This is a genomic window from Enterobacter sp. 4974935 (assembly GCF_058661735.1).
In genome coordinates, this window is record NZ_JBZWGT010000003.1 from 881,507 (window position 1) to 905,398 (window position 23,892).

26 protein-coding genes are annotated in these 23,892 nt (G+C 56.4%); 18 read left to right on the plus strand and 8 right to left on the minus strand.

What is annotated here, in order from left to right; all coding sequences use genetic code 11:
- Positions 1-227: 227 nt before the first annotated feature.
- The 5 genes from AC4OVS_RS05415 (at position 228) to AC4OVS_RS05435 (ending at position 6,200) form a co-directional block, all read left to right on the plus strand.
- Positions 228-1,298 carry a LacI family DNA-binding transcriptional regulator gene (locus tag AC4OVS_RS05415; RefSeq protein WP_023298419.1) on the plus strand — a complete coding sequence of 357 codons (1,071 nt, stop codon included), beginning with the start codon at positions 228-230 and terminating at the stop codon, positions 1,296-1,298.
- Positions 1,295-2,266 carry a nuclear transport factor 2 family protein gene (locus AC4OVS_RS05420; RefSeq protein ID WP_410022477.1) on the plus strand — a complete coding sequence of 324 codons (972 nt, stop codon included), beginning with the start codon at positions 1,295-1,297 and terminating at the stop codon, positions 2,264-2,266. Before AC4OVS_RS05415 ends, AC4OVS_RS05420 begins: the two co-directional genes overlap by 4 nt.
- Before the next feature lie 106 nt (positions 2,267-2,372).
- Positions 2,373-3,515 carry a nuclear transport factor 2 family protein gene (locus tag AC4OVS_RS05425; protein WP_015571629.1) on the plus strand — a complete coding sequence of 381 codons (1,143 nt, stop codon included), beginning with the start codon at positions 2,373-2,375 and terminating at the stop codon, positions 3,513-3,515.
- Complete coding sequence (hisD, locus tag AC4OVS_RS05430; protein ID WP_063853154.1) at positions 3,516-4,811, plus strand: histidinol dehydrogenase; 1,296 nt, start codon at positions 3,516-3,518, stop codon at positions 4,809-4,811.
- Positions 4,812-4,865: 54 nt separating this feature from the next.
- The gene (locus AC4OVS_RS05435) at positions 4,866-6,200 is read left to right on the plus strand and encodes an amidase (protein ID WP_491922233.1); all 1,335 of its coding nucleotides are present in this window, start codon (positions 4,866-4,868) and stop codon (positions 6,198-6,200) included.
- A 32-nt stretch (positions 6,201-6,232) separates the two neighbouring features.
- On the opposite strand, the gene AC4OVS_RS05440 is transcribed toward AC4OVS_RS05435, so the two are convergent.
- The 8 genes from AC4OVS_RS05440 to fliE are packed head-to-tail and all read right to left on the minus strand — an operon-like array spanning position 6,233 to position 13,180.
- Positions 6,233-6,652 (minus strand): flagellar protein FlhE, encoded by a 420-nt coding sequence (locus tag AC4OVS_RS05440; protein ID WP_491922234.1) that lies wholly within the window; start codon positions 6,650-6,652, stop codon positions 6,233-6,235.
- Positions 6,649-8,742: a flagellar biosynthesis protein FlhA gene (gene flhA, locus AC4OVS_RS05445; RefSeq protein WP_491922235.1), complete on the minus strand. Its 2,094-nt coding sequence runs from the start codon at positions 8,740-8,742 to the stop codon at positions 6,649-6,651. The genes AC4OVS_RS05440 and flhA overlap by 4 nt, the downstream gene beginning before the upstream one ends.
- On the minus strand, positions 8,742-9,887 hold the full coding sequence (gene flhB / locus AC4OVS_RS05450; protein WP_491922236.1) for a flagellar biosynthesis protein FlhB: 1,146 nt from the start codon (positions 9,885-9,887) through the stop codon (positions 8,742-8,744). Before flhB ends, flhA begins: the two co-directional genes overlap by 1 nt.
- Positions 9,888-9,905: 18 nt before the next feature.
- Positions 9,906-10,547, minus strand: a complete 642-nt coding sequence (gene cheZ / locus AC4OVS_RS05455) for a protein phosphatase CheZ (protein WP_491922237.1) — start codon at positions 10,545-10,547, stop codon at positions 9,906-9,908.
- Between the two features lie 5 nt (positions 10,548-10,552).
- Positions 10,553-10,939 carry a chemotaxis response regulator CheY gene (gene cheY, locus AC4OVS_RS05460; RefSeq protein WP_015571623.1) on the minus strand — a complete coding sequence of 129 codons (387 nt, stop codon included), beginning with the start codon at positions 10,937-10,939 and terminating at the stop codon, positions 10,553-10,555.
- The gene (locus AC4OVS_RS05465) at positions 10,929-11,990 is read right to left on the minus strand and encodes a protein-glutamate methylesterase/protein-glutamine glutaminase (RefSeq protein ID WP_491922238.1); all 1,062 of its coding nucleotides are present in this window, start codon (positions 11,988-11,990) and stop codon (positions 10,929-10,931) included. Before AC4OVS_RS05465 ends, cheY begins: the two co-directional genes overlap by 11 nt.
- Positions 11,987-12,841, minus strand: a complete 855-nt coding sequence (locus tag AC4OVS_RS05470; protein WP_063865302.1) for a CheR family methyltransferase — start codon at positions 12,839-12,841, stop codon at positions 11,987-11,989. The genes AC4OVS_RS05465 and AC4OVS_RS05470 overlap by 4 nt, the downstream gene beginning before the upstream one ends.
- Before the next feature lie 15 nt (positions 12,842-12,856).
- Positions 12,857-13,180 (minus strand): flagellar hook-basal body complex protein FliE, encoded by a 324-nt coding sequence (gene fliE / locus AC4OVS_RS05475; protein WP_063865301.1) that lies wholly within the window; start codon positions 13,178-13,180, stop codon positions 12,857-12,859.
- Between the two features lie 264 nt (positions 13,181-13,444).
- On the opposite strand from fliE, the gene fliF reads away from it, so the two are divergent.
- From fliF to fliR, 13 genes are all read left to right on the plus strand, one after another.
- The gene (fliF, locus tag AC4OVS_RS05480; protein WP_491922239.1) at positions 13,445-15,115 is read left to right on the plus strand and encodes a flagellar basal-body MS-ring/collar protein FliF; all 1,671 of its coding nucleotides are present in this window, start codon (positions 13,445-13,447) and stop codon (positions 15,113-15,115) included.
- Positions 15,112-16,098, plus strand: a complete 987-nt coding sequence (fliG, locus tag AC4OVS_RS05485) for a flagellar motor switch protein FliG (RefSeq protein WP_063865299.1) — start codon at positions 15,112-15,114, stop codon at positions 16,096-16,098. The genes fliF and fliG overlap by 4 nt, the downstream gene beginning before the upstream one ends.
- Positions 16,085-16,789, plus strand: coding sequence for a flagellar assembly protein FliH (locus AC4OVS_RS05490; RefSeq protein WP_491922240.1), 705 nt, complete (start codon positions 16,085-16,087; stop codon positions 16,787-16,789). The genes fliG and AC4OVS_RS05490 overlap by 14 nt, the downstream gene beginning before the upstream one ends.
- On the plus strand, positions 16,786-18,159 hold the full coding sequence (gene fliI, locus AC4OVS_RS05495; protein ID WP_491922241.1) for a flagellar protein export ATPase FliI: 1,374 nt from the start codon (positions 16,786-16,788) through the stop codon (positions 18,157-18,159). The genes AC4OVS_RS05490 and fliI overlap by 4 nt, the downstream gene beginning before the upstream one ends.
- Positions 18,160-18,180: 21 nt before the next feature.
- Positions 18,181-18,612: a flagellar export protein FliJ gene (gene fliJ, locus AC4OVS_RS05500; protein WP_491922754.1), complete on the plus strand. Its 432-nt coding sequence runs from the start codon at positions 18,181-18,183 to the stop codon at positions 18,610-18,612.
- On the plus strand, positions 18,609-19,673 hold the full coding sequence (locus tag AC4OVS_RS05505; protein ID WP_491922242.1) for a flagellar hook-length control protein FliK: 1,065 nt from the start codon (positions 18,609-18,611) through the stop codon (positions 19,671-19,673). The genes fliJ and AC4OVS_RS05505 overlap by 4 nt, the downstream gene beginning before the upstream one ends.
- Positions 19,674-19,800: 127 nt before the next feature.
- Positions 19,801-20,307 (plus strand): flagellar basal body-associated protein FliL, encoded by a 507-nt coding sequence (gene fliL / locus AC4OVS_RS05510; protein ID WP_064909795.1) that lies wholly within the window; start codon positions 19,801-19,803, stop codon positions 20,305-20,307.
- A 5-nt stretch (positions 20,308-20,312) separates the two neighbouring features.
- Positions 20,313-21,305 carry a flagellar motor switch protein FliM gene (gene fliM / locus AC4OVS_RS05515; RefSeq protein WP_063865291.1) on the plus strand — a complete coding sequence of 331 codons (993 nt, stop codon included), beginning with the start codon at positions 20,313-20,315 and terminating at the stop codon, positions 21,303-21,305.
- A gap of 7 nt (positions 21,306-21,312) precedes the next feature.
- Entirely contained in the window at positions 21,313-21,696 is a 384-nt protein-coding gene (gene fliN / locus AC4OVS_RS05520; RefSeq protein ID WP_063865290.1) for a flagellar motor switch protein FliN, read from the plus strand.
- The gene (gene fliO / locus AC4OVS_RS05525) at positions 21,696-22,091 is read left to right on the plus strand and encodes a flagellar biosynthetic protein FliO (RefSeq protein ID WP_063865289.1); all 396 of its coding nucleotides are present in this window, start codon (positions 21,696-21,698) and stop codon (positions 22,089-22,091) included. Before fliN ends, fliO begins: the two co-directional genes overlap by 1 nt.
- Complete coding sequence (gene fliP, locus AC4OVS_RS05530) at positions 22,088-22,831, plus strand: flagellar type III secretion system pore protein FliP (RefSeq protein ID WP_063865288.1); 744 nt, start codon at positions 22,088-22,090, stop codon at positions 22,829-22,831. Before fliO ends, fliP begins: the two co-directional genes overlap by 4 nt.
- 9 nt (positions 22,832-22,840) lie before the next feature.
- Complete coding sequence (gene fliQ / locus AC4OVS_RS05535; protein WP_017692822.1) at positions 22,841-23,110, plus strand: flagellar biosynthesis protein FliQ; 270 nt, start codon at positions 22,841-22,843, stop codon at positions 23,108-23,110.
- The gene (fliR, locus tag AC4OVS_RS05540; RefSeq protein ID WP_180243127.1) at positions 23,110-23,889 is read left to right on the plus strand and encodes a flagellar biosynthetic protein FliR; all 780 of its coding nucleotides are present in this window, start codon (positions 23,110-23,112) and stop codon (positions 23,887-23,889) included. The genes fliQ and fliR overlap by 1 nt, the downstream gene beginning before the upstream one ends.
- Positions 23,890-23,892: the final 3 nt, after the last annotated feature.

Sequence of the window (23,892 nt, forward strand, 5' to 3'; positions counted from 1 at the left end):
TTCTCTCCGGTACCTTTGACGGTATGAAAACTCTTTGCATACGTATTCAAGATTTGAAGTTACGAAAAGGTTTCATGTTTGTAAAGTGATCTCGATCTTGTTGTGAGAATTTTAATTTTTTGTGTTGCATACGCATGCAAAGGTGGTGTAAGTATAAAAAACACCCACTTGCTGAGGCGTTCGAAGCACGCGCAAATGGGCAGGACGTTGATAAGGAATCAGGGGTAATGAAACGTAAGACTTTTGCAGCAGTCACATCCCAACAGGTCGCTCAGCTGGCGGGGGTATCGCAATCTGCGGTGTCGCGAACGTTCACGCCGGGGGCCAGCATTTCACCGGCAACGCGTGAAAAAGTGCTGAAGGCGGCGCGCGAGTTGGGCTATCGCCCGAATGCGATAGCCCGTTCGCTCAACACGGCGCGTTCGCGCATTATCGGTGTCGTCATTTCTTACTTTGATAACCCCTTTTACTCGCAGGTGCTGGAGGCGCTGGCACAAAAGCTGGATACGCTGAACTATCACCTGCTGCTGTTCGTTGGCGACCGGGACGGTAACGTTGACCGTATTTTTGACCAGATAATGCAGTACCGGGTGGATGGCATTGTGCTGGCCTCGGTGACGCTGTCGCTGGAGTTGTCCGAGGAGTGTCTTGCCGCCGGGATCCCGGTAGTGCTGTTTAACCGCAGCGAAGAGAGTGGCATGGCCTCCAGCGTCAACAGTAATAACGAAGCGGCCGCGCGGCAGATTGCCGAGTTTCTGCTGGCGGGGGAGCACAAGCGTTTTGCCTACGTGGGCGGCGTGGCGGATTCCCCGGTCAATATCGCCCGCCAGCGCGGGTTCATCTCCACGCTGGAAGAACATGGCATCACCGATGTGCGGGTGGTGCACGGGAATTACGACGCTCAGCAAACCACCCGGGCGGCTTATACCCTGTTTTCGGCGTCGCCAGCGCCGGATGCGGTCTTTGTCGCCAACGATCATATGGCCGTCACGGTAATGGATGTGGCGCGCTATGAGTTTGGTTTGCGCATTCCGGAGGAGGTCTCCATTGTCGGGTATGACGACATCGGCCCTTCCGGCTGGCCCTCTTATGCGTTGACCTCGGCGTCGCAGCCGGTCGGCGCGATGGTAGATGCCACGGTGGAACTGTTAATGAAGCAAATTGACAGCGGAACCATAGAGCCTGAACAGATTACGGTGCCCGGTACGCTGGTGATACGCCACTCGGCGCGTCGCCCACGCAGCGGCGTTATCGAAACCAATGGTTTAACGCTATTCCAGTCTAAGGAGCGCACATGACCAGATTGCGGGGCTTCAGCCCTCAATTCGACTCTATCCAGCAGTTCATTTTGACGCTGACGCACGTGGTGTGGGAGCAGAAAGATATCGGCCAGCTGGCGGATTTTTACGCTACGCCGGTGGTTTTCACTACCCCCGAAAAACAGCTGCATGAGCTTTCCCAGTTTATGCGCCTGACGCTTGAGGCGATGCACAGCTTCCCGCAGCGAGCGGTGCTGACGGAGGATATTCTGTGCAGCCAGAACCCGGGGGACGAGTACTATGCGGCTCAGCGTACCGTAGCCCGCATTCAGCATCAGGGGGAGGGGTTTTTTGGCCCGCCGACCGGGAAAAATGTCTGGGTCCGCACCTGGGCCGATCGCATCTGTGTTGATGGGGCCGTACGCCAGGAGTGGCTGCTTCAGGATCGTGCAGCGATTGTGGCGCAACTGGGGCTGGATATCCGCGAATTTGCCTTTAACCTGGCGACCATGCGCCAGCAGCTTGGCGTGGAGGCGGTCTCTGCCGAGACGCTGGATGCCCGCTGGGCGGGCGGGCCCGAGGGCGACGACGTAGAAGGGGCGCTGGCAGGCGTCGTTGAGCGCTACTTAACCATGTGGGCGGGCGGTAACAGTGGCGTGGTGCCCGGTCTCTATCACCCGGCGGCGACGCTTTACGCGCCGGGTCATTGCCTCTGCACCGGTGAGCAGGAAATTGGCGCACAGCTTTCTGGCTACCGCGCTTCATTTGCCGACAGCGAAACGCAGCTCCATCATCTGATTGTGCGTAAAGATCTTAACGAGCCGATTCGGCTTTCCCTGCGCTGGTCGTTATTAACCTGGCATGACGGTTACGGCAAATTTGGTGCGCCAACCCGTAAACCCATATCAATTACCGGTATCAGCCAGCTTGAATTACGTGATGGTTTAATTTTCCGTGAATATCTGGGGATCGATGAATTAGCGATCTGGTCGCAAATAGTGAATTAACAGGGGCGGCAGCCCCCTTATTCTGGCTGCCGAAAATAATCGAGTTTAATTCACCCTCACTTACGGGTGCGGGTTCTTATTGTCTGAAAACAGAGCAGGAGTTTATATGTCTTCCACCGAAGCAACAAATAAAGCACCAGCCGTACCCGAAAAAAGCAGCGTGAAATCGCTGAAAGAGGAACCTGTATTACAGGTGGAACGTCGTGATTTTGTCGATCTGGTACCGGAAAAAAGACCGCGCGTGCAATCATTACGCGGCTTTGATGACTGCTATACCGATATTGTCGATTATATAGTTCGCTGCACCCATAAAATATGGGACGAGCGCGATGTCGGCTTAATTTATTCTCACTATACCCATAACTGCGTGCTGTATAACGCGCTGGGGACACTCTATAACCGTGAGCAGGTGGTACAGGATACGCTGCAACGCTTAATTGCCTTCCCGGAGCGGCGCGGCATGGCAACCCAGGTTATCTGGAACGGAAATGATGTTGACGGTTTTTATACCTCTCACCTGGTGACGGGAAGCGGGCGGCATACCCAGCACAGCCATTTAGGCAAGCCGACCAACCGCACCTTCGTTACCCGTACCGTGGCGGATTGTATGATCCACGAGAATAAAATTTACCGGGAGTGGGTAGTCAGCGACAACATGTCGTTAATGAAACAGCTTGGCCTGAATACCGATCAAATCGCATTTAATATGGCAAAGGAGCAGTTTGATAAAGGCTTCCGCGTGATGGACATCGGCGAAAATGGCCGCATGCTGGGACAATATCCGCCGGAGATGGAGTGCGATGTATCCATTGCACACACCGATACGGAAGAGCAGTGTCTGCGCTGGCTGCACGAGATCTACAATCGTCGGATGTTCGGCAAAATCAAAGAGGTTTACGCCCCTAACGTGCAGTGGCATGGCCCGCTGATGAAAGAGCTGTACGGCACCGCGGCGGTAACCCATCAGACGCTGGCGCTGGTGGGGATGATCCCTGACGGCGCGTGGCTGCCGCAGCATATCTGTTCCAACCCGTGCGATGAAGGCGGCGTCAAAGTGGCGGTTCGCTGGATCATCGAAGGGCATCACCTGGGTTACGGCGAACTGGGCAAGCCGACCGGAGAACGACTGTTCGTGATGGGCATGTCGCACTACCACATCGTCAACGGCAAAATTGTTGATGAATGGGTCGTGTATGACCACCTGGCGCTGCTGGCGCAAATCAAACTCGGCCAGATGGAGGACGCGTAAATGTTAAATCAGGTGAGCTGGATTAAGCGCCCGCAGGGGCAGGATGCGCAGGCCGATCGTTCCCTGACGGAGAAGGTCAGCGCCATTATCGAGCGCGTGAAAACCGAAGGCGATACGGCGCTAAGAGCCTTTTCGCAGCAGTTTGATAACGTCGTGCCGACGCACTTTGAGGTGAGCGAGCAGGAGATCGCCGAAGCACTGGAGGGGATGGATGCCCAGACGCGCCGCGACAGCGAGTTTGCTATTAATCAGGTGCGTCGTTTTGCGCAGGCGCAGCTGGCGACCATGCAGCCGCTGGAAGTTGAGACGCTGCCTGGAGTGCATCTCGGTCACCGGATCATCCCGGTGCAGACGGTGGGCTGCTACGTGCCGGGTGGGCGTTACCCGATCCTCTCTGCGCCGGTGATGTCGATTGTCCCTGCGACGGTGGCGGGCTGCGAACAGATCATCGCCTGTCTGCCGCCGGGAGCGCATCCGGCGATGATCGCGGTTTGCCATCTGGCGGGCGCGCACCGCATTTTCAGGGTAGGTGGCGCGCAGGCCATTGCGGCCATGGCCTGGGGAACGGAGAGCATTCCATCGGTGGACAAAATCGTTGGGCCAGGCAACGCCTTCGTTAACGAAGCGAAACGCCAGGTGTTTGGTCGAGTCGGCATTGATGCCCTCGCCGGGCCGAGCGAGATTTTCACTATCGCTGACGACAGCGCCGATCCGCGCATTCTGGCCGCCGATATGCTGGCGCAGGCAGAACACGATATTCATACCCGCGTCGGGCTGGCGACAACCAGCCGGGATATCGCTGAGCGTACCCTGGCGGAGGTTGAGCGTCAGCTTGCCAGCCTGCCAACGGCCGCCACGGCGGGGGAGGCGTGGCGCCGGCAGGGTGAGATTGTGCTCTGCGAAGATGAAGCGCAGCTGATTGCGTTTGCTGACCATATGGCGACGGAGCATTTGCAGGTGCATACCCGCGATCCGCACGCGACGGCGGCGAAGATCCGCAACTATGGCTCGCTGTTTATTGGTCAGAACGCCAGCGTGGTGTTCTCTGATAAATGCTGCGGCACCAACCATACGTTACCGACGATGGCGGCGGCACGCTATACCGGCGGTCTGTGGGTTGGGGCGTACGTCAAAATCTGTACCCATCAGTGGATTGACGAGCAGGGTATCCCGGCAATCGCAGAACCGGCGATCCGCCAGAGCCGTACCGAGGGGATGCAGGGGCACCGACGGGCGGCGGAAATTCGTCTGCGTCCGCAGGACATTGATGCCATTACTACCGGCATGCGGGACTAAAACGTATCCCGGGCAGCCTTCTGCCCGGTTTTCATCACGAGGGAGCCTGAGACTATGAAGCGCCTGATACCGCCAGACGACTGCCCGGAGGAAATTGCCCGCCGTCTCGACGTCATTCAGCAGCACCGGGCGCTCAACGCGATCCTCGGGGTTAACCCTGACGCCATGTCTCAGGCGGAACAGCATCAGCAGCAGCGTCGACGCGGGGAGCCGATCGGCCCCCTGCACGGCGTGCCGTTGATCGTCAAAGATAATATTGCCTGCGCACCGATGCCCATTACTCTTGGCTGCCGGGCGCTGGCCTCACTTAACGCGACGTCGGATGCGCTTGTTATACAGCGGTTGCGCAGGGCAGGAGCGATTATCCTCGCCAGAGCGAATATGTCCGAGTTTGCTTTTGACGTGCGCTCGCGAAGCTCGCTGGGGGGCGATGTGGCAAACCCGCTTCGCCCGTCACTCACCGCCGGAGGTTCCAGCGGAGGATGCGCCGCGGCGGTGGCGGCGGGGATGGCGGATGGCGCATTGGGTACCGATACCGGCGGCTCTATCCGCATTCCCTGTAGCTATACCGGGCTGGTGGGGCTACGGCCTGCTTTTCGCCGTTCACAGCTGGATGGCGTGGCGCCGCTCTCGCCCAGCAAAGATACCGTTGGGCCAATGGTACATAGCGTTGAAGATGCCGCCTTGCTGCATGCGGTGATCCATGGTTTGCCACCGGTTGCGCTTCCTGTGCGTTCGCTGAAAGGCGTTCGCTTTGGTGTGGTAACCGCGTTACAGGGAGAGGATGAGGTACAGCTGGAGGTCTGGCAGTCGGCGCTGCACACGTTGCGTCGTGCCGGAGCAACGCTGGTGAAGGTATCATTACCTTTGCTGGACGACGTAAGTCAGGCGACATGCCTGAGCCTGTATGAATTTCGCGTGGCGATTGACGACTGGCTTAGCAAACAGCCTGGCGCTCCCTCCGGACTAACAAGCATTGTGGACTCCGGCGCTTTCCTGCCAGAGTTTGCGCCGTTTCTACGTCAGATGCTGGTGAGTAACACGCTGAAAACCCCGCACTGGCTGGCGGGGCGTCGCTTTCAGCGCCTGTTACGGCAGAGCCTTTGCCTGGTGGCGGAGGCGCAGCGCATCGACGGATTTGTGTATCCCACCGTACAACGGTTACCAGAAAGTATGGCGAAGATGCCGCCAGGCTGCGCGCCGGAACTGGCCGCCATCAGCGGCCTGCCAGCTATAACGTTGCCGTGCGGCGTAAGCCGTATCGGTCTGCCGGTGGGGATGGAGATGTTATCGGTGCAGGAGGATGAGACGGCGCTGATGGTGCTGGCGCTGGCGTGTGAGGGGGCGCTGGGCGAGATAAATGAGGTGCTGAGGTTTAAGGCAGGATAGCGCCAGAGCGGTACCGTTTGTCGGGACCTCTCTTAAGGCGCCGATGGCCCCTTACCGCGATACCTTATTGTGATTTCATTTTTCAGTATTGTCAGCGGCGGCGTCATTTCGCCGCGCGCTACCGACTGATACTCAAAGCGAAAGGGGCCCGCGGCCGGGAAACCCGCTGGCAACTGGATTTCGCCCGCCAGTTCCCTAAGCATCAGACAGCGCAGGTTGTTACAGACGCGAATGCGAAAGCCCGACGGCGTGGGGCCGTCCGGTGTAATCTTCCACAGCAGATGCGTCGGCGTAACCCCTTTCGGAAGGGGCGCGGCGGGCTGAACTGGGCGACTTTTCAGTACCTGCTTGCCGCGCGAGAGCGTGCCGCCAAAACTATGGCTGCTCCATGAACCGTCCGCAGCAAACGCCGGTGGCGCAAGCAGCAGAACAAGCAAGGCGGCTCTTATCACGATTTACCTCCAATGAGATACGTCATTCTCACGTTGCGCTGTGTGTTTATCTCCTGGCTGGAGAGCACTGCAAGCTGAGGGAAGATGCGACGAAGATAGCGGGACAGCATCAAACGCAGCGCCGGGTTCACCAGCAGGACCGGTGGCGCACCCAGCGCTTCCTGATGCTGCAACGCCTGCTCGGTCTGTTTCATTAAATTCTCGGCAATTCCCGGCTCGATAGCGCTTCCGCTCTGGGTTGCCTGTACCAGCAACTGCTCAAGTGACATATCAAGGCCGATTATTTGGATATCATCGTCGCCAGGGAACCACTGCTGCGTAATCGCCCGGGAGAGGCGAGCGCGCACGCGGGCCGTCAGCTCGTCAGCGTCGGACTGGGGAGTGGCATACTCAGCAAGCGTGTCGATAATGGTCCGCATATCGCGGATCGGCACGCGCTCGGAGAGCAAATTTTGCAGTACTTTGTGCAGCGTGGTCAGGCTGATTACCCCCGGGATCAAATCCTCTATCAGCTTCGGCGACTGTTTGGTGAGCTGGTCAAGCAGCTGCTGCGCCTCCTGGCGACCAAAAAGTTCGTCCGTGTGGGTGCTGATAAGGTGGTTCAGGTGCGTAGCGACGACGGAGCACGGATCCACTACGGTATAGCCCAGCGTCTGCGCCAGCTCGCGATGGACTTCATCTATCCATAGAGCGGGAAGTCCAAAGGTCGGTTCTTTACAGGGCGTACCGGGCACTTCTCCCTCTGCACAGCCTGGATCGATCGCCATCCAGCGATCGGGCTGGACCTCGCCTTTACCAATCTTCACCCCTTTTAGCAGAATACGATAGTGAGTCGGCGGCAGGTCGAGATTATCGCGAATATGAACTGCTGGCGGCAGAAAGCCCATCTGCTGCGCGAACTTCTTACGAATACCCCGTACGCGGGTTAATAGTTGGCCCTGCTGTTCATGATCGACCATAGGGATCAGTCGATAGCCAACCTCCAGCCCCAGTACATCTTCCATCTGCACGTCAGACCATGTCGCTTCATTAACCTGCGCCACGTCGGCTTCAGCTCGGGTAGGGGCGGAGGGGGCTGCGCCCGTTTTTTTCGCCTTACCTTCCTGGCCCCGCAGCCACCATGCAATGCCTAAAAGTGAGGAGGTAAAGAGTAAAAAGACCAGATTGGGCATGCCAGGGATTAGCCCCAGCAAACCGATTACGGCCGCAGAGAGGGCAAGCACGCGAGGCGAGGTAAACAGCTGGCCGACCATCTGCTCGCCTACGTCCTGCTCGTTGACCACACGCGTTACAACGACACCTGCTGCGGTGGAGATCACAAGTCCAGGGATCTGCGCAACCAGGCCATCACCGATGGTCAACAGCGTGTAGGCTTCTCCCGCTGCGCTGAGGGTCATATCATGCTGCATTACGCCAATAATCAGGCCGCCGATAATGTTTATTGCCATGATCAGCAGGCCTGCGATGGCATCGCCACGTACAAATTTGCTCGCACCGTCCATGGAGCCGTAGAAATCGGCCTCCTGAGTCACCTCTTTTCGACGGCGTTTGGCCTCCTCCTCGCCGATCAGACCGGCGTTCAGGTCGGCATCGATGGCCATTTGTTTACCGGGCATACCGTCAAGGGTAAAGCGAGCGCCCACTTCTGCAATACGCCCGGCCCCCTTGGTGATAACCATAAAGTTAATAATTATCAGTATGATAAATACGACAATGCCGATGGCAAAGTTGCCGCCTACCAGGAAGTGACCGAACGCTTCGATGACCTGGCCCGCGGCGTCCGCACCATTATGGCCATGCATCAGGATGACGCGCGTTGAGGCCACGTTGAGCGCCAGGCGAAGCAGCGTTGAGAAGAGCAGTACCGTCGGGAAGGCGGAAAACTCCAGCGTATTCTGGGTAAACATGGCGACCAGAAGGATCATAATCGCCAGTACAATATTGAAGGTGAACAGCAAATCCAACACGAAGGTTGGCAGCGGCAGGATCATCATCGCAAGAATGGTCATGATCAGGACTGGACCAGCCAGTACCTGCCACTGGGTCTCCTTCATGCCGGGCAAACGTAATTTGGTGGCGATATTAGCCATTACTCTTTACTCTCTTGTGCAAAATCGAGCGCCGGAGGAACCGGCAAATCTTTAGGTTCTGTTGGGCGCAAGCCAACGCCTTTACGCCACCGGCGCAGGCTATATACCCAGGCCAGGACTTCGGCAACAGCGTTATATAATTCACCGGGCACCGGCTGACCCGGCTCGCAGTGCCGGTAAAGCGCGCGCGCCAGCGGTGGCGCTTCCAGCATCGGAACCCGATTTTCTTCAGCCAACTCGCGGATGCGCAGGGCAATAAGGCCACTGCCGCTTGCGACGACGACCGGCGCGCCCATGGTGCCTTCCTGATACTTCAGCGCCACGGAATAGTGGGTCGGGTTGTTGACGACCACATCGGCGGCGGGCACCTCGGCCATCATGCGGTTTTGTGCCATCTGGCGCTGAATCTGCCTGACGCGACCCTTAATGTGCGGATCACCTTCCTGGTTTTTGAATTCATCCTTTATTTCCTGGCGGCTCATTCTCAGCTTCTTAAAGTTGCTCCAGAGCTGATAAATCACGTCGAAGGCCACCATGGGGATCAGTGACAAAATCACGTACAGCATGCAGCCAATCAGCAGTTTGCTGATATCGGTTAGCGCGCCGCCCAGCGGTTCATACATTAAATTGATGAACCTGCTTTTATTGAGCATTAAAAACAGACCTCCCCCGGTGGCGGCCAACAGCACCTTGAGGATGCTTTTGATCATCTCTGATACCATTTGGGCAGAGAAAAGGCGCTTAATGCCGGTAACGGGATTCAGTTTTTTGAGGTTAACCTTTAGCGCCTTACTGCTTGCGTTCAGGCCGCCGATAATCGACGGTGCCGTTATTGCGGTCACGTACAGCCCACCGGCGAAGGGCAGAATAGCGAGAAAGGCCATGCTCAACAGCGAGGCGGCACGACGTAACATATTCTGCGGGTCGCGGATCAGCAGCCGATCAAAGGTCAGCCCGTTGTGCAGAATAGTTTCAAGCTGCGTCGCCAGATGACTACCTGCGCCGACGATAAGCCCCCAGCCCACCAGAAGCATGGCAAGGGTGGTCAGCTCGCGCGAACGCGGAACCTGGCCTTCCTCCCGTGCTTTCTGTTTTCGGTGGGGTGTGGGGTCTTCTGTTTTGTCGCTTTCGCTCTCTTCAGACATAGTGTTGGCCTGGGGTCATCAAAAGCCCAGCGACTCCAGCAGGTCATCCACCTGTTCCTGCGAGGCGACAATCCCGGCGACGCTGGTATCAATCTGCGGGCCGTTCTTGAGATGGGCGTCACCGCTCTGTTCGATACCCGCGTCACGTTCGCGCATGTTTTCAACCAGCACGCTGATGAGCTCGGTCTCGACGGTCTGGATCACCTGCATCAGGCTTTGCAGCACCTGACCGGTGAGATCCTGGAAGTCTTGCGCCATCATTATTTCGGTGAGCTGTTGGTTGGTTTGCTGCGCGGTGGCCGGCACGTCCAGCAGAAAGGTACGTGTCTCTTTTACCAGTTCGCGCGCCTCGTCAAACGGCTGTGGCGCTTCAAACCAGGCGTCCCACCGTTCAGTAAGCTTACCGGCATTTTCACCTAATTTTTCCTGGAGCGGTCGTGCCACCTCGACGGCCGTCAGCGCACGATCGGCGGCCTGAGACGTTTTGCCCACAACGTAGTTAAGACGGTCGCGCGTATTGGGAAACGCGTCCGCGACTTCTTTAATGGCCTGCTCCAGGCCAAGATTTGCCATACTGTCGCGCAGCAGCCGGGTTAATTGACCGATACGCAAAAAGAGATCCTTCGGCGGTTCCGCGATCTCGCCAGGCTGAGTGGTCATAGTATTCACCCGAGTTTTTCAAAAATTTTGCCAAGCTTTTCTTCAAGCGTGGCGGCAGTAAACGGTTTAACGATGTAACCGTTGGCACCCGCCTGCGCGGCGGCGATAATGTTTTCCCGCTTTGCTTCCGCAGTGACCATCAGTACCGGCAGCTTTGACATCGCCGGATCGAGGCGAATGGTTTTCAGCAGCTCAAGCCCATCAAGGTTAGGCATATTCCAGTCGCTCACCACGAAATCAAACTCACCGGCGCGCAGCTTGTTCAGCGCGTCCTGACCATCTTCCGCTTCTTCAATATTTGAATAGCCCAGATCCTGAAGCAGGTTACGTACGATACGTCTCATGGTGGCAAAATCGTCCACCACCAAAAAACGCAGGTTTTTATCCGACATGTGTGTTCTCTCCTGAACGTCGTGGTTTATGGCTGAAACTCTCCAGCAGTCGCTGGCTAATTTTATTGAGATCGACAATCTCCCGGGCGGCACCAAGGGCAATCGCTTCGCGAGGCATACCGAATACCACGCAGCTCGCTTCGCTCTGGGCGAGGGTAAACGCGCCTGCTTCGCGCAACGCCAGCAACCCGCGCGCACCGTCGGCTCCCATACCGGTCAGGATGGCGGCGCTGGCATGTGCGCCCACCAGCTGGGCAACGGAGTTAAACAGAACGTCTACAGACGGGCGATGACGGTTGACGGGGGGCGCGTTGGTCAGCCTGACGGCGTACCCTTTTCCGTGACGGACGATCTCCATATGCTTATCGCCGGGGGCGATCAAGGCCGTACCCGGAAGGACCGGTTCGCCGTCATCCGCTTCATGCACCTTTATCTGGCAAAGTGAATCAAGACGCTGGGCGAACGAGCGGGTAAATCCGGCGGGCATATGCTGGGCGATGAGAATGCCGGGGACGCTGGCCGGCAGCGGCGTTAATACCTGGCGGAGCGCCTCCGTCCCGCCGGTCGAGGATCCAATCGCCATAATGCTTTGCGGGTCCACGGTAATGCCCCGCAGTATCGGCGCGGCTGCTTCAGCCTGACGCCACAGTTTTGCCTTCGCGGCAATACGGATCTTCTCTGCAACCTGCACACCCCACAGTTCCAGATTTCCGGCAATACGCTGATCGGGTTTGGCAAGAAAATCGACGGCGCCGTGTTCCAGCGCGGCCATTGTCGCCTTCGAACCTCGGGTGGTCATCGAGGAGATCATCACCACCGGCATGGGACGCAGGCGCATCAAACGGGAGAGAAACTCCAGCCCGTCCATTTTCGGCATGTCGATATCCAGCGTCAGCACGTCGGGGTTGAGCTGCTTAATCATCTCGCGTGCGATCAGCGGATCTGGCGCGGTGCCGACCATCTCCATATCTGGTTGTTGATTGATCACTGCGCTCAGGATGTTGCGCATAAGCGCAGAATCATCAACTGTCAGCACCCGTATCCGTTTCACCGTAAGGCCTCCGTAAGCTCATACACCGACTGGCCGCGAAGCCTGAGTGGGATGTGCGGATGGTTAAAATGTTCAGAGTGTCCAACAAACAGCAGGCCGTCTGGCTTCAGCATGCGGGCAAAGCGCTCAAGCAGACGCTTCTGCGTCGGTGCATCGAAATAGATCATCACGTTGCGGCAAAAGATGGCGTCAAACGGTCCGGGCAGCGGCCAGTTATTGTCCAGCAAGTTGAGTCGCTGATAGTGAATAGCGGCCAGCAGTTCTGGCTTTACCTTCACCCGATCGCTGTTTTCACCCGAGCCGCGCAAAAAATAGTGGCGTTTTTGCACCAGGGTCAGCGAATGCAGGTCGGACAAGCGGTAGACCCCTGCCTCGGCTTTGGCCAAAACCTCGGTATCAATGTCAGAGGCCCAGACGCGTGGCCCTCCCGTCGCGCTACCCAGGGCCTCGTCCAGCGTCATGGCGATGGAGCAAGGTTCTTCCCCGGTAGAAGCAGCAGTACACCAGACGCGGTAGCCGTTGGGCCGCTGGCGGGCGTGTTCTGCGAGCACCGGGAAATGGTAGGTTTCGCGAAAGAAAGAGGTCAGATTGGTTGTCAGCGCGTTGACAAAGTTCTGCCATTCCGGATGCTCGCTGTGGGATTCCAGAATGCTGATGTACTCAAGAAATGTGTCAATCCCCAGCGCCCGTAGCCGCCGTGATAAACGATTAAAAATCATCTCTCGTTTTTGTGCGTTGACCACAATCCCGGCGCGGCGATAGATCAGTTGCCCGATACGCTGTAATTCAGAATCGGATAACGTAAACTTATTTTGCGATAAGCGCACGGGAATGTCTTTAAATTCACTCATAGAAAGAGAGATGCCTTATACCGGGGTATTCATGATTTCCTGGTAGGCACTGAGCATTTTATTGCGCGCTTGCACACCGAAGCTAAAAGAAATGGAGGATTTCTGCATTGCCAGCATTACGTCATTTAATCCAATATCGCTACTGCCGGACATCCACTGCTGCGTCATTTCTTTCGCGTTAACCTGAGTTTCATTAATTTCGTTGATGCTGTTAAATAAAATGTCAGAGAACGACGGCGTGTTTTTCAGCGCGGCAGGCTGGTTTCGGCTCATGCCGGCGATTTGCTGTGACTGAGCGTTAATTTGATCGAGTACGCCACGCATTAATGTTGCTGACATTGATGACTTCCTGAATTAATAAGGGAAAAACACACATTTATTACCTATCTTTTAAACGTTGGTAGTTTAACACGTAGGCAAAATGGCCATAAAATCCAATAAGCGAACATTACTTTAAGCTTATTTATCCTTAAAAAATCGGCCTTTCAGACGATAATGCCCGCCTGAAAATTTCTCTTAATTTGAAATCGTCGTTATCAGCCCTGCGATATCACAGGCGCTGACGCGCATTATTGTGCGTGCTATTTCTTACAGGATCACGGCATGAGTGCCACATTAAATGATTTAACGAATAATCCGGCTGACCGAATTAAATCGGCTCTGTCATGGCTTCGCGCCAGCCCGAAGCTATCGCTGGTCATTTGCGCCGCGGCTGCCGTATCGGTATTAATTGCGCTTATGTTCTGGGCAAAAGAGCCAGGCTATCGCGTGTTGTTTAGCAATATCAGTGATGAGGACGGCGGGGCCATCGTTGCCCAGCTGTCGCAGATGAATGTCCCTTACCGCATCGACGCGCCGGGTGGCGCTATTCTGGTTCCGGAAGGGCAGGTCCATGAAGTGCGCATGAAGCTGGCCCAGCAGGGGCTGCCAAAAGGTGGCTCCGTCGGGTTTGAGCTGCTGGATAAGGAAAAGTTTGGTATTAGCCAGTTTAGCGAACAGGTTAACTATCAGCGAGCGCTTGAGGGAGAGCTGGCGCGCACTATTGAAAACCTGGGTCCGATCAGAACGGCGCGCGTTCACCTTGCCACACCCAAGCAGACGATGTTTGTGCGTGAGCAAAAACAGCCAACGGCTTCCGTCACCGTTAACCTGATCCAGGGACGTACCCTGGATGAAGGGCAAGTCATTGCCATTACCCATCTGATCTCCAGCGCCGTGACGGGGCTGACGGCAGAAAATGTCACTATTGTCGATCAGCGGGGCGAACTGCTGACCCAAAGCGGTCTGCGTGGCCTGCAAACGTCGCAGCTGAAGTACACCAGTGAAATCGAAAATGATTACCAGCAGCGCATCCAGCGGATCCTGGCGCCGCTGGTGGGCAGCAAAAATATTCGCGCCCAGGTCACGGCGCAGATTGATTTTACCCAGCAGGAGCAAACGCAGGAGCAGTATCAGCCCAACGCCGATCCGCAAAAAATGGTGATTCGAAGCCGCCAGACGAGCCAGTCCGAGCAGGGTAACGGACGCGGCAACGGTGGCGTACCGGGTGCGCTGACCAATCAGCCGCCAGCACCAGCCACTGCACCACTTACGCAGCCGCTTGACAAGCCTGCCGCTCAGACCAATACCGCAGGCACCGGAAATGACCGTTCACAGCCCTACAACAATCACAACGATGAGACCACCAACTTTGAGGTCGATCGCACGCTAACCCATATCAAAAATGCTATGGGACGCATCGATCGTCTTTCAGTCGCGGTGGTGATAAACCACCTGCCGCAAGGCGCTGAGGGGAAGCCGGGTCCGCTGAGTGAGGCTGAGCTGAACCGTATTAATGCTCTGGTTAAGGAGGCTGTCGGCTATACGGCTTCACGCGGAGACAGCGTCAATATCCTGAACTCGCCGTTTAACGGGGTTGAGGAAGAGGATCTCCCGCCATTCTGGAAGCAGGATACGTTTTATCAGTTGATGATGGCGATTGCGCGTTATCTGGTTATTGCGATTATCGCCTGGATCATGTGGCGTAAGCTCGTCCATCCGGCCTGGATCCGCCATCAGGAAACCAGCCTGCGCCGCATGGAAATGGAAAAAGAGGCGCGTCAGGAAGAGCTGGCCGCCCGCAAGAAAGCGTCCGAGAAGGATGCGCGTGACCGCGCTCAGCAGCGCGTGGATACGGAACTTAACAGTCAGCAGCTACGGGAACTGGCGGAACAAGAGCCGCGGGTTATTGCGCTGGTTATTCGTCAGTGGATGAATCAGGAGCTCAAATCATGAATGCCGCAGAGAAAAGCGCCATCGTTATGTTGACGCTGGGCGATGTCCTGGCCGCCGAAGTCTTTAAGCACCTTAACGCGCATGAGGTGAAGACCATCAGCAGTTCCATGGTCAACATGGCGGGGTTTACTCACGATCAAATGGCCGCCGTGCTGCGCGACTTTAAAAATGACTCCAGCGAGTATGCCGCGCTGAGCCTTAACACAAACGAGTATCTGCGCAGCGTGCTGGTTAAGGCGCTGGGTGAAGAGCGTGCGTCAACGCTGCTTGAGGATCTGCTGGATACCCACCAGGGTGGAAACGGGATCGAAACGCTCAACTTTATGGATCCGCTGGCGGTATTCGATCTGATTCGTGAAGAACACCCGCAAATTATCGCCACAATCCTGGTCCACTTAAAGCGTAACCAGGCGGCGGACGTCCTGAGCAAATTCGACGATCGTGAACGTAACGACATTATGCTGCGTATCGCCACCTTCGGCGGGGTTCAGCCCGCCGCGCTACAGGAACTGACGGAGGTACTCAACGGTCTGCTCCACGGTCAGAATCTTAAGCGCAGCAAAATGGGCGGCGTGCGCCCGGCTGCGGAGATCTTAAACCTGATGAAATCCCAGCAGGAAGAGGCCGCCATTGAGGCGGTTCGCGATTTCGACAGCGAGCTGGCGCAGAAAATTATCGACGAGATGTTCTTGTTCGAAAACCTGGTGGATGTCGAGGATCGCAGCATCCAGCGTCTGTTGCAGGAGGTGGAAAGCGAAACCCTTATCATCGCCCTCAAAGGAGCAGACGAAGCGCTGCGGGCCAAGTTCTTCCGCAATATGTCGCGCCGTCAGTCGGATCTGATGACCGAAGATCTGGCATCGCGCGGCCCGGTGCGTTTGTCCCAGGTGGAAGCCGAGCAGAAGACGATTCTGAACATCGTTCGACGCCTTGCCGAGTCAGGGGAAATCATCATTGGAGGCAGCGACGATGCCTACGTTTGATGCCAATGGCACCGCTCAGTGGCGCAGCTGGCAGCCTGAGGATCTGTTAAACGAAACGGCTGAAGTCCCGTTGCAGACGCAGGATACCGGCCATTCTGACGCACAGTTTAAGGCCGAGCTGGCACGCCTGCGTAAGCAGGCTGAACAGCAGGGTATTGCTCAGGGACTGGCGCAAGGCAAAGAAGAGGGCCGTCGCGAGGGCTATGAGGCCGGTCTGAAAGAGGGCCGCGAGGCGGGTCTGGCGCAGGGGCTGGAACAGGCCCGCGCCGAACAGCAGGCTTTGCTGCTCCAGGCCGGAGAGTGGGTGACGCAGTGCAAGCTTGCGCTTTCGAATCTCGATAGCCTTATTCCCGGTCGTCTGGTTCAGCTGGCACTGACCGCGGTACAGCAGCTGTACGGCACCCTGAGCGTGGCGGATAACCATGCTCTGCTTGCGCAGATCCGCCAGTTAATGAAGCAGGATAACCTGTTCAACGGCCCGATCGAACTGCATGTGAACCCGCAGGATCTGCCCATGGTTTCCCAGTCGATCGGCGAGACGCTCTCCTCGATGGGCTGGTCCTTACAAAGCGATCCCCAGCTGGCCGCAGGGGGATGCCGTGTGGTCACGCCGGACGTGGAGTATGACGCCACAATGGAAACGCGCTGGCAGTCTCTCTGTCAGCTCGCCCGGGAGGAACTGTCCCAATGAGCCAGCAGTTAAAAAACTGGCTTTCCGTCATGGATCGGGTGGAAGAGAAGCTCGGCGAGCTCCCGCGCTTTCGTCAGTACGGCAAGCTGACGCGCGCAACCGGGCTGGTGATGGAGGCCGTTGGCCTGAAGCTGCCGATAGGCGCGCTGTGCATTGTTGAACGTCAGACCGGGCAGGCTATCTTACCGGTCGAGTGTGAAGTGGTCGGGTTTAACGGTCAGACGCTCTATCTTATGCCGCTTGAACATGTTGACGGTATTCTTCCCGGTGCGCGCGTGTACGCGCCAGAGTCCGATAAGGGAGCGGGTAAACAGCTGCCGGTGGGGTTACACCTGCTGGGGCGCGTGCTTGACGCACAGGGCCGCCCCCTGGATGGACGTCCAGCGGCAGGAAAACCCGTGGCCGGCCTATTTACCCCCTCGTTTAACCCGCTTCATCGCGATCCCATCAAGTCCGTGCTCGACGTAGGCGTGAGGGCAATAAATGGCCTGCTGACGGTTGGCCGGGGACAGCGTATGGGCCTTTTTGCCGGCTCGGGCGTCGGTAAGTCGGTGCTGCTCGGCATGATGGCCCGCTTCACGACCGCAGACGTCATCGTCGTCGGGCTGATTGGCGAGCGCGGGCGTGAAGTAAAAGATTTTATCGAGAACATCCTTGGCGAAGAGGGACTTTCACGCGCGGTGGTGATCGCCGCACCTGCTGACGTCTCGCCGATCCTGCGCATGCAGGGGGCGGTATACGCCACCCGTATTGCCGAGGATTACCGAGATCGCGGGATGAACGTTCTGCTGATTATGGACTCCCTCACGCGCTATGCCATGGCGCAGCGTGAAGTGGCGCTGGCTATCGGTGAACCGCCCGCAACCAAAGGGTATCCACCGTCGGTATTCGCGCGTCTGCCCGCACTGGTCGAGCGTGCCGGTAACGGCATGCGTGGCGGCGGATCGATAACCGCCTTTTATACGGTACTGACCGAAGGGGACGATCAGCAGGATCCGATCGCCGATTCGGCGCGTGCGATCCTCGATGGCCATATCGTGCTTTCGCGTCGCCTGGCTGAGGCGGGCCATTATCCTGCTATTGATATTGAAGCCTCTATTAGCCGTGCGATGACGGAGCTGATCCCGCATGTCCAGTACCGCAAGGTTCAGCGTTTTAAGCAGCTGTTGTCTACTTACCAGCGCAACCGGGATCTGGTCAGCGTAGGCGCTTATGTGAAGGGTAGCGATCCGCTGCTCGACAGGGCGATAGATCAGTATCCTGCGCTGGAAGCCTTCCTGCATCAGGCAATACACGAGCGGAGCAGTTACGACGAGGCCATTGCCGCGCTGAGCCAGCTTTTCCCTGACATCGTTGAACAGGCGGGATAAAACGTGAAAGTGAATAATCCAATGGTCATGCTGCGTGACATGGCTCAGGAAAAGCTTACGGAGACCACTCGCGCTCTCGGCAGCGTCCAGCAGACGCTTATGGAAGCCGTGGCCCAGCACGAACAGCTTCAGCACTATGAGCGCGAGTATCAGCAATCTTTGCGTCAGGGGCTGCTCGGCAGCGGTATGTCGATGGCGGATCTGGTTAATCAACAGTCTTTCATTTTGTCACTTAACCAGGTGGTGAAGCAGCACGAATCACATGTTTCCACCTGCGAACAAGCCGTGGACCAGGCCAAAGAGAAGTGGCTACAGAAAAAGCAGCGCCTTAATGCGTTTGAGACCCTCATCGACCGCCGCGAGGCCGCACTGGCCATGGCACAGAGCCGCCAGGATCAAAAAATGATGGACGAATTCGCCCAGCGTGCCGGACAGAAAAGAGAAAGGCTATGAATATTGATATTACGGCTCTGCTGTCCGGCGGAGCGCCGACGAGAGCAGGCAAAGGAAAACTCATCGGCGAGGAGTTTGCTCTTACGCTCGACGACAGGCTGGCACAGATGGGGCTGTTGTTGCCTGGCCTGGACGTTCAGGCGCAACTGGTAAGTCATGAGGGATATCCTGTCCCGCAGCCGGCTTTGCCACCGGCAGCTGAGCCGGAGGCGAACGATGACACGCTGGCGGAGGTCAGAATCAGCGCCTCTCCCGGTAATGAAAACCCGCAGTGGCAGCTTCAGCAGATCGTCACCCGCCAGGCGAGGAGCGCTGCTACAGAGGCCTCGACCCTTGCTGAGACGAGTCTGCCCCGAGAAGTGATCGCTGGCGATAAAGCGACCTTAGCGATCCCTGTTGACGATCTTAAGCTGAAGCCCGCCCGACAAGAAGATTCCCCTCTCCAGGTGCAGGCACAGGCGTTAGGGGGGAAAGCCCCAGGCGCCAGCGCCGTGATGCCAGGCTTAACGGCTCATCAGGGAGACGCATCGCAGCACGCTACGTGCGATGCAACGGTTCAGAGCGTTGTGATGGAGCCATCAACGGCGCGACTGGTCAGTCAGCCTGTCTCACAGCAGGTGGTCAACGTCCGTTATCCGCTGGAGTCGCCCGAATGGAAACAGTCGGTGAGCCAACATATTGCCCTGTTCAGCCGCGACAATCTGCACAATGCGGAGATTCGCCTGCATCCTCAGGAGCTGGGCTCATTGCATATCTCTTTGCGCGTGCAGCAGGACCAGGCGCAGATCCATATCGTCAGCGAACATGCTCAGGTGCGGCAGATGATGGAGACTGCGCTACCGCACCTGCGGGCCGCTTTAGCGGAAACCGGGCTCCAGCTGGGCCAGGCGAGCGTGAGCCCCGATCGACCTCATACTGGCGGTGGTGAGCAGGGACGTCAGCCCCCTGAAGAGCAGCATACCGCTCAAGGCGCAGACAATGTGTTCGTGGAGGAAGACAATGTGCCGGGATTATTAACATCGACGCAAGGAAATATATACGGCATTAACACTTTTGTCTGAATTGTTGAATTGCCGACAGGAATGAAATTTTATCTCCTGATTATTCTGCTGATTAAATGGACTACAATGTCCGCCGTATTTATCGAGGGGCAGGTTGCTGCCTCTCTTATTTTATTGGATTTACGTAATGGGTAACAAAAATAAAAATGCTGCGGCTCGCGGAGGGTCGCGCTCGCTTCTGTTAATACTAATGTTTCTGATTGCCCTCGCAGCCTGCTGTTTTTCAGGCTATCTGTTCTGGTCGATGAAATATGCACACGCGCAGACGGACAACCATTCGAGAAGTGAGCATGAAGCCCCGGCGGTACAGCAAGTTGAACCGCTATACGTGTCGATGAATACCTTTACCGTGAGCCTGACCCCGACGCAGCACGAGTCGGATCGCGTGCTTTATATTGGGCTGTCCGTACGGCTTGGCGATACGTCATCCGTACAGGTGCTTGAGAAATTCCTGCCGGAATATCGTAGCCGACTGTTTATGCTGCTTTCTCAGCAAACGTATGAAACGCTCTCTACGGATGAAGGCAAACGCCAGCTGATTAGCAACATCAAAAATGAGCTTAAAAAACCGCTGGCGTTCAACAAAAAGATTAACGTCACTGACGTTTTGATTAATGAATTTATTCTGCGGTAAACACAATGGCTGATAGTTTTTTATCACAGGATGAGATCGATCGCCTGCTCAATGCTGATACGGAGAGTCCCGATGACCTCCATGGAAGCATGGGAGATGCGGGAATTAAACCTTACGATCCCAATACCCAGCGACGCGTCATTCGCGAGCGACTTCATTCTCTGGAAATTATTAACGAACGCTTTGCCCGACAGTTCAGGATGGGGTTATTTAACCTGCTGCGCCGCAGTTCAGATATTACGGCGGGAAATATCAAGATCCAGCCGTATCATGAGTTTGCCCGCAATTTACCGGTGCCAACCAACCTGAACCTGCTGCACCTTAATCCCCTGCGTGGGACCGCGCTGATGGCCTTTTCCTCCGGTCTGGTATTTATGGCCGTGGATAACCTGTTCGGCGGAGACGGGCGTTTCCCGACGAAGGCGGACGGGCGGGAATTTACCCCGACCGAGCAGCGGGTGATCCACCGTATGCTGACAATGGCACGCGAGGCGTATGAGTTTGCCTGGGGCTCTATTTATAAAATTAAGACGGAATACATCCGTTCAGAAATACAGGTGAAATTTACCAATATCACCTCTTCTCCGAACGATGTTGTCGTCACCACGCCTTTCTCCGTGGAAATCGGCTCGCATCGCGGGGAGTTCAATATTTGTATTCCCTTCAGCACGATAGAGCCTCTGCGCGAACTGTTAAGCAATCCACCGATGGATAATTCGCGCCATGAGGACTCTGAGTGGCGCAGCATGCTGGCAAGCCAGATGCGTGAAACCGAGCTGGAGCTGGTGGCGCAATTTGCCGACATCAACACGCGGTTGTCGAACGTAATGAAGATGAAAAAAGGCGACATTATTCCGCTGGATAAGCAGGAGTTTATAGTAGCGAACGTCGGCAGCGTGCCGGTATTTACCGCGAAATATGGCTCTGTAAATAATCAATATGCTCTGAAGGTCGATCAGATGAATCAGCCAGCATTAAAAACTTTCAATAAGGAGTGATTTCCCCATGAGCGACATGAATAACTCGTCGGGATCTGAAGATAAGTCTATGGACAATCTTTGGGGTGAGGCGCTGAACGAGCAGAACGCTGCGGGAAGTACAGAGCAAAGCGCGGTTCCTCAGTTTTCTGAAGAGATGAACCTGATTCTGGATATCCCTGTCAAAATGACCGTGGAGCTGGGCCGCACAAAAATGACTATCAAAGAGCTGCTGCGCTTAAGCCAGGGCTCCGTGGTTTCGCTGGACGGCCTGGCGGGCGAGCCGCTCGATATTCTGATCAATGGCTACCTTATTGCCCAGGGCGAAGTGGTGGTCGTGTCCGATAAATTCGGGATTCGTATTACCGATATTATTACCCCATCCGAGCGAATGCATCGCCTGAGCCGCTAATGAACGCAGTACAACCCTCTTTTGCCGCAGGGAGCACAAACGTGCTCTCTGGCGGCGCAATCGCGCTATCGGTCATCGGTACGCTCATGCTCATTATTATGCTGATGGTACTGCTGGCGTGGATCGCCCGCCGCAGCGGGCTGGCGCGTTGCTCCCGCGAAAGCCAGGGTGCGGTATCGCTGGTGGCCAGTAAACCTCTCGGCTCGCGCGAACGGCTGGTGGTGGTTGACGTGGGCGAACAGCGTCTGGTGCTGGGTGTTACCGCGACGCACATCAGCTGTCTCACCGTACAGGACAGGCCAGAGGTGCCTGAGCAGGCGGCTCCTTCAGCGGCTTTTCCCGCCATGCTGGATAACTTTCTTCATAAATACCGTTCGGGTGGTGAGCAAAAATGAACCGTTTGTTGATTGCCCGTGCCGCGACGGGCGTTGGTCTGCTGCTGCCCGTTGCGTCTGCGCTTGCCGCTAACGGCGACATTACGCTGGCCAGTTCGTCGGGCAGTGCAGGCTGGACGCTACCGATTCAGACGCTGCTGCTGCTCAGTGGATTCACGTTCATCCCTGCGGTACTGCTGATGATGACTGGCTTTACGCGTATCGTTATCGTGCTGGGATTGATGCGCAACGCGCTTGGTACGCCGACCGCGCCGCCTAATCAGGTATTAGTGGGGCTGGCTCTGTTTTTGACCTTTTTCGTGATGTCACCCGTGCTCAACCAGATCTATGAACAGGCATGGCAGCCGTTGCAGGCCAATAAAATCACCATGGAAACGGCCCTGAAGGAAGGCGTGAAACCGCTGCGGGCCTTTATGCTTGAGCAGACTCGTGAAGCCGATCTGGCGATGTTTGCCCGCATAGCTAAAACACCGGCCCTTACCGGCCCGGAGGACGTGCCGTTGAGTATTCTGGTGCCCTCATTCGTTACCAGCGAGCTGAAAACCGCCTTCCAGATTGGTTTCACCATCTTTATTCCGTTTTTGATTATTGATTTGGTGGTGGCCAGCATTCTGATGGCACTGGGGATGATGATGGTTCCGCCAGCGACGATTGCGCTGCCCTTTAAGCTGATGCTGTTCGTCCTGGTGGATGGCTGGCAACTGCTGGTCGGTTCGCTTGCGCAAAGCTTTTACTCATAGGAGCCTGGTATGACCCCCGAAAGCGTCATGGTATTGGGCATGGAAGCTATCAAGGTTGGGCTAATGATTGCGGGCCCGCTTTTGCTGGTCGCGCTGGCAACCGGTCTGATTATCAGTATTCTTCAGGCCGCGACGCAGGTGAACGAAATGACCATGACCTTTATCCCTAAAATCCTGATGATCGTGGGCGTCGGCGTACTGCTCGGTCCGTGGATGATGAAAATCTTTATTGAATACACGCGCATGTTATTCGCCAGCATTCCTTACGCCATCGGCTGATGATTTTTAATCTTCCCCTTGAACAGCTTTACGCCCTGATGAGCCATTACTTTTTGGTGATGGTGCGCATCTCGGCGCTACTGCATGTTGCGCCAGTCTTTAGCGAGAAAGCGATCAGCGCCCGCCTGCGTGCGGCGTTGGCCTTAACCCTCGCGCTGCTTCTGGGCGGTCTGGTTCCTGACGCCGACATAGGACTTTACTCTTGGGCGGGCGTCTGGACGATGGCTAAGCAGGTGCTCATCGGCGCCGCGATGGGGCTGACGATGCAGCTGCTGTTTGCCGCCGTTCGCCTGGCGGGCGAGATCATTGGGATGCAGATGGGACTCTCGTTTGCCACCTTCTTTGACCCGGGCAGCGGTAACAGCCCGGTGATCGCTCGCCTGCTAAACATGCTGGCGATGCTGCTCTTTCTGGTGTTTAACGGCCATCTGTGGTTGCTTTCGCTGCTGGCTGAGACCTTCGAGGCTCTCCCCATTGACGCTGAACCGCTGCATGCTGGCGGGATGTTTTACCTCGTTAATCATGCCGGACTCATCTTCAGTCAGGGGCTGATCCTGGGCCTCCCGGTGATAGCCCTGCTGCTGAGCATAAACATGGTGCTTGCGCTGCTAAACCGCCTTACCCCGCAGCTCTCGATCTTTGTAGTAGGATTCCCGCTCACGCTAACCTTCGGCATGCTGGCACTGTTGCTTATCGACGAAACGCTGGCTCCATTCTTTGAACGTCTTATGAGCCACGGCTTCGGGATCCTGAGCGGGCTAATACAAGCGCTGGTTTGAGGG

Excerpts from the sequence above, each read along its gene's own strand:
- hisD (WP_063853154.1), top strand. The coding sequence starts at position 3,516 with ATGTTAAATCAGGTGAGCTGGATTAAGCGCCCGCAGGGGCAGGATGCG.
- flhB (WP_491922236.1), bottom strand. The coding sequence starts at position 9,887 with ATGTCTGAAGAGAGCGAAAGCGACAAAACAGAAGACCCCACACCCCAC.
- AC4OVS_RS05425 (WP_015571629.1), top strand. The coding sequence starts at position 2,373 with ATGTCTTCCACCGAAGCAACAAATAAAGCACCAGCCGTACCCGAAAAA.
- fliQ (WP_017692822.1), top strand. The coding sequence starts at position 22,841 with ATGACCCCCGAAAGCGTCATGGTATTGGGCATGGAAGCTATCAAGGTT.
- AC4OVS_RS05420 (WP_410022477.1), top strand. The coding sequence starts at position 1,295 with ATGACCAGATTGCGGGGCTTCAGCCCTCAATTCGACTCTATCCAGCAG.
- fliL (WP_064909795.1), top strand. The coding sequence starts at position 19,801 with ATGGGTAACAAAAATAAAAATGCTGCGGCTCGCGGAGGGTCGCGCTCG.
- fliG (WP_063865299.1), top strand. The coding sequence starts at position 15,112 with ATGAATGCCGCAGAGAAAAGCGCCATCGTTATGTTGACGCTGGGCGAT.
- AC4OVS_RS05505 (WP_491922242.1), top strand. The coding sequence starts at position 18,609 with ATGAATATTGATATTACGGCTCTGCTGTCCGGCGGAGCGCCGACGAGA.
- fliM (WP_063865291.1), top strand. The coding sequence starts at position 20,313 with ATGGCTGATAGTTTTTTATCACAGGATGAGATCGATCGCCTGCTCAAT.
- fliF (WP_491922239.1), top strand. The coding sequence starts at position 13,445 with ATGAGTGCCACATTAAATGATTTAACGAATAATCCGGCTGACCGAATT.
- AC4OVS_RS05435 (WP_491922233.1), top strand. The coding sequence starts at position 4,866 with ATGAAGCGCCTGATACCGCCAGACGACTGCCCGGAGGAAATTGCCCGC.
- cheZ (WP_491922237.1), bottom strand. The coding sequence starts at position 10,547 with ATGACCACTCAGCCTGGCGAGATCGCGGAACCGCCGAAGGATCTCTTT.
- AC4OVS_RS05490 (WP_491922240.1), top strand. The coding sequence starts at position 16,085 with ATGCCTACGTTTGATGCCAATGGCACCGCTCAGTGGCGCAGCTGGCAG.
- fliO (WP_063865289.1), top strand. The coding sequence starts at position 21,696 with ATGAACGCAGTACAACCCTCTTTTGCCGCAGGGAGCACAAACGTGCTC.
- cheY (WP_015571623.1), bottom strand. The coding sequence starts at position 10,939 with ATGTCGGATAAAAACCTGCGTTTTTTGGTGGTGGACGATTTTGCCACC.
- flhA (WP_491922235.1), bottom strand. The coding sequence starts at position 8,742 with ATGGCTAATATCGCCACCAAATTACGTTTGCCCGGCATGAAGGAGACC.
- fliE (WP_063865301.1), bottom strand. The coding sequence starts at position 13,180 with ATGTCAGCAACATTAATGCGTGGCGTACTCGATCAAATTAACGCTCAG.
- AC4OVS_RS05415 (WP_023298419.1), top strand. The coding sequence starts at position 228 with ATGAAACGTAAGACTTTTGCAGCAGTCACATCCCAACAGGTCGCTCAG.
- AC4OVS_RS05470 (WP_063865302.1), bottom strand. The coding sequence starts at position 12,841 with ATGAGTGAATTTAAAGACATTCCCGTGCGCTTATCGCAAAATAAGTTT.
- fliR (WP_180243127.1), top strand. The coding sequence starts at position 23,110 with ATGATTTTTAATCTTCCCCTTGAACAGCTTTACGCCCTGATGAGCCAT.
- fliJ (WP_491922754.1), top strand. The coding sequence starts at position 18,181 with ATGGTCATGCTGCGTGACATGGCTCAGGAAAAGCTTACGGAGACCACT.
- fliI (WP_491922241.1), top strand. The coding sequence starts at position 16,786 with ATGAGCCAGCAGTTAAAAAACTGGCTTTCCGTCATGGATCGGGTGGAA.
- fliN (WP_063865290.1), top strand. The coding sequence starts at position 21,313 with ATGAGCGACATGAATAACTCGTCGGGATCTGAAGATAAGTCTATGGAC.
- fliP (WP_063865288.1), top strand. The coding sequence starts at position 22,088 with ATGAACCGTTTGTTGATTGCCCGTGCCGCGACGGGCGTTGGTCTGCTG.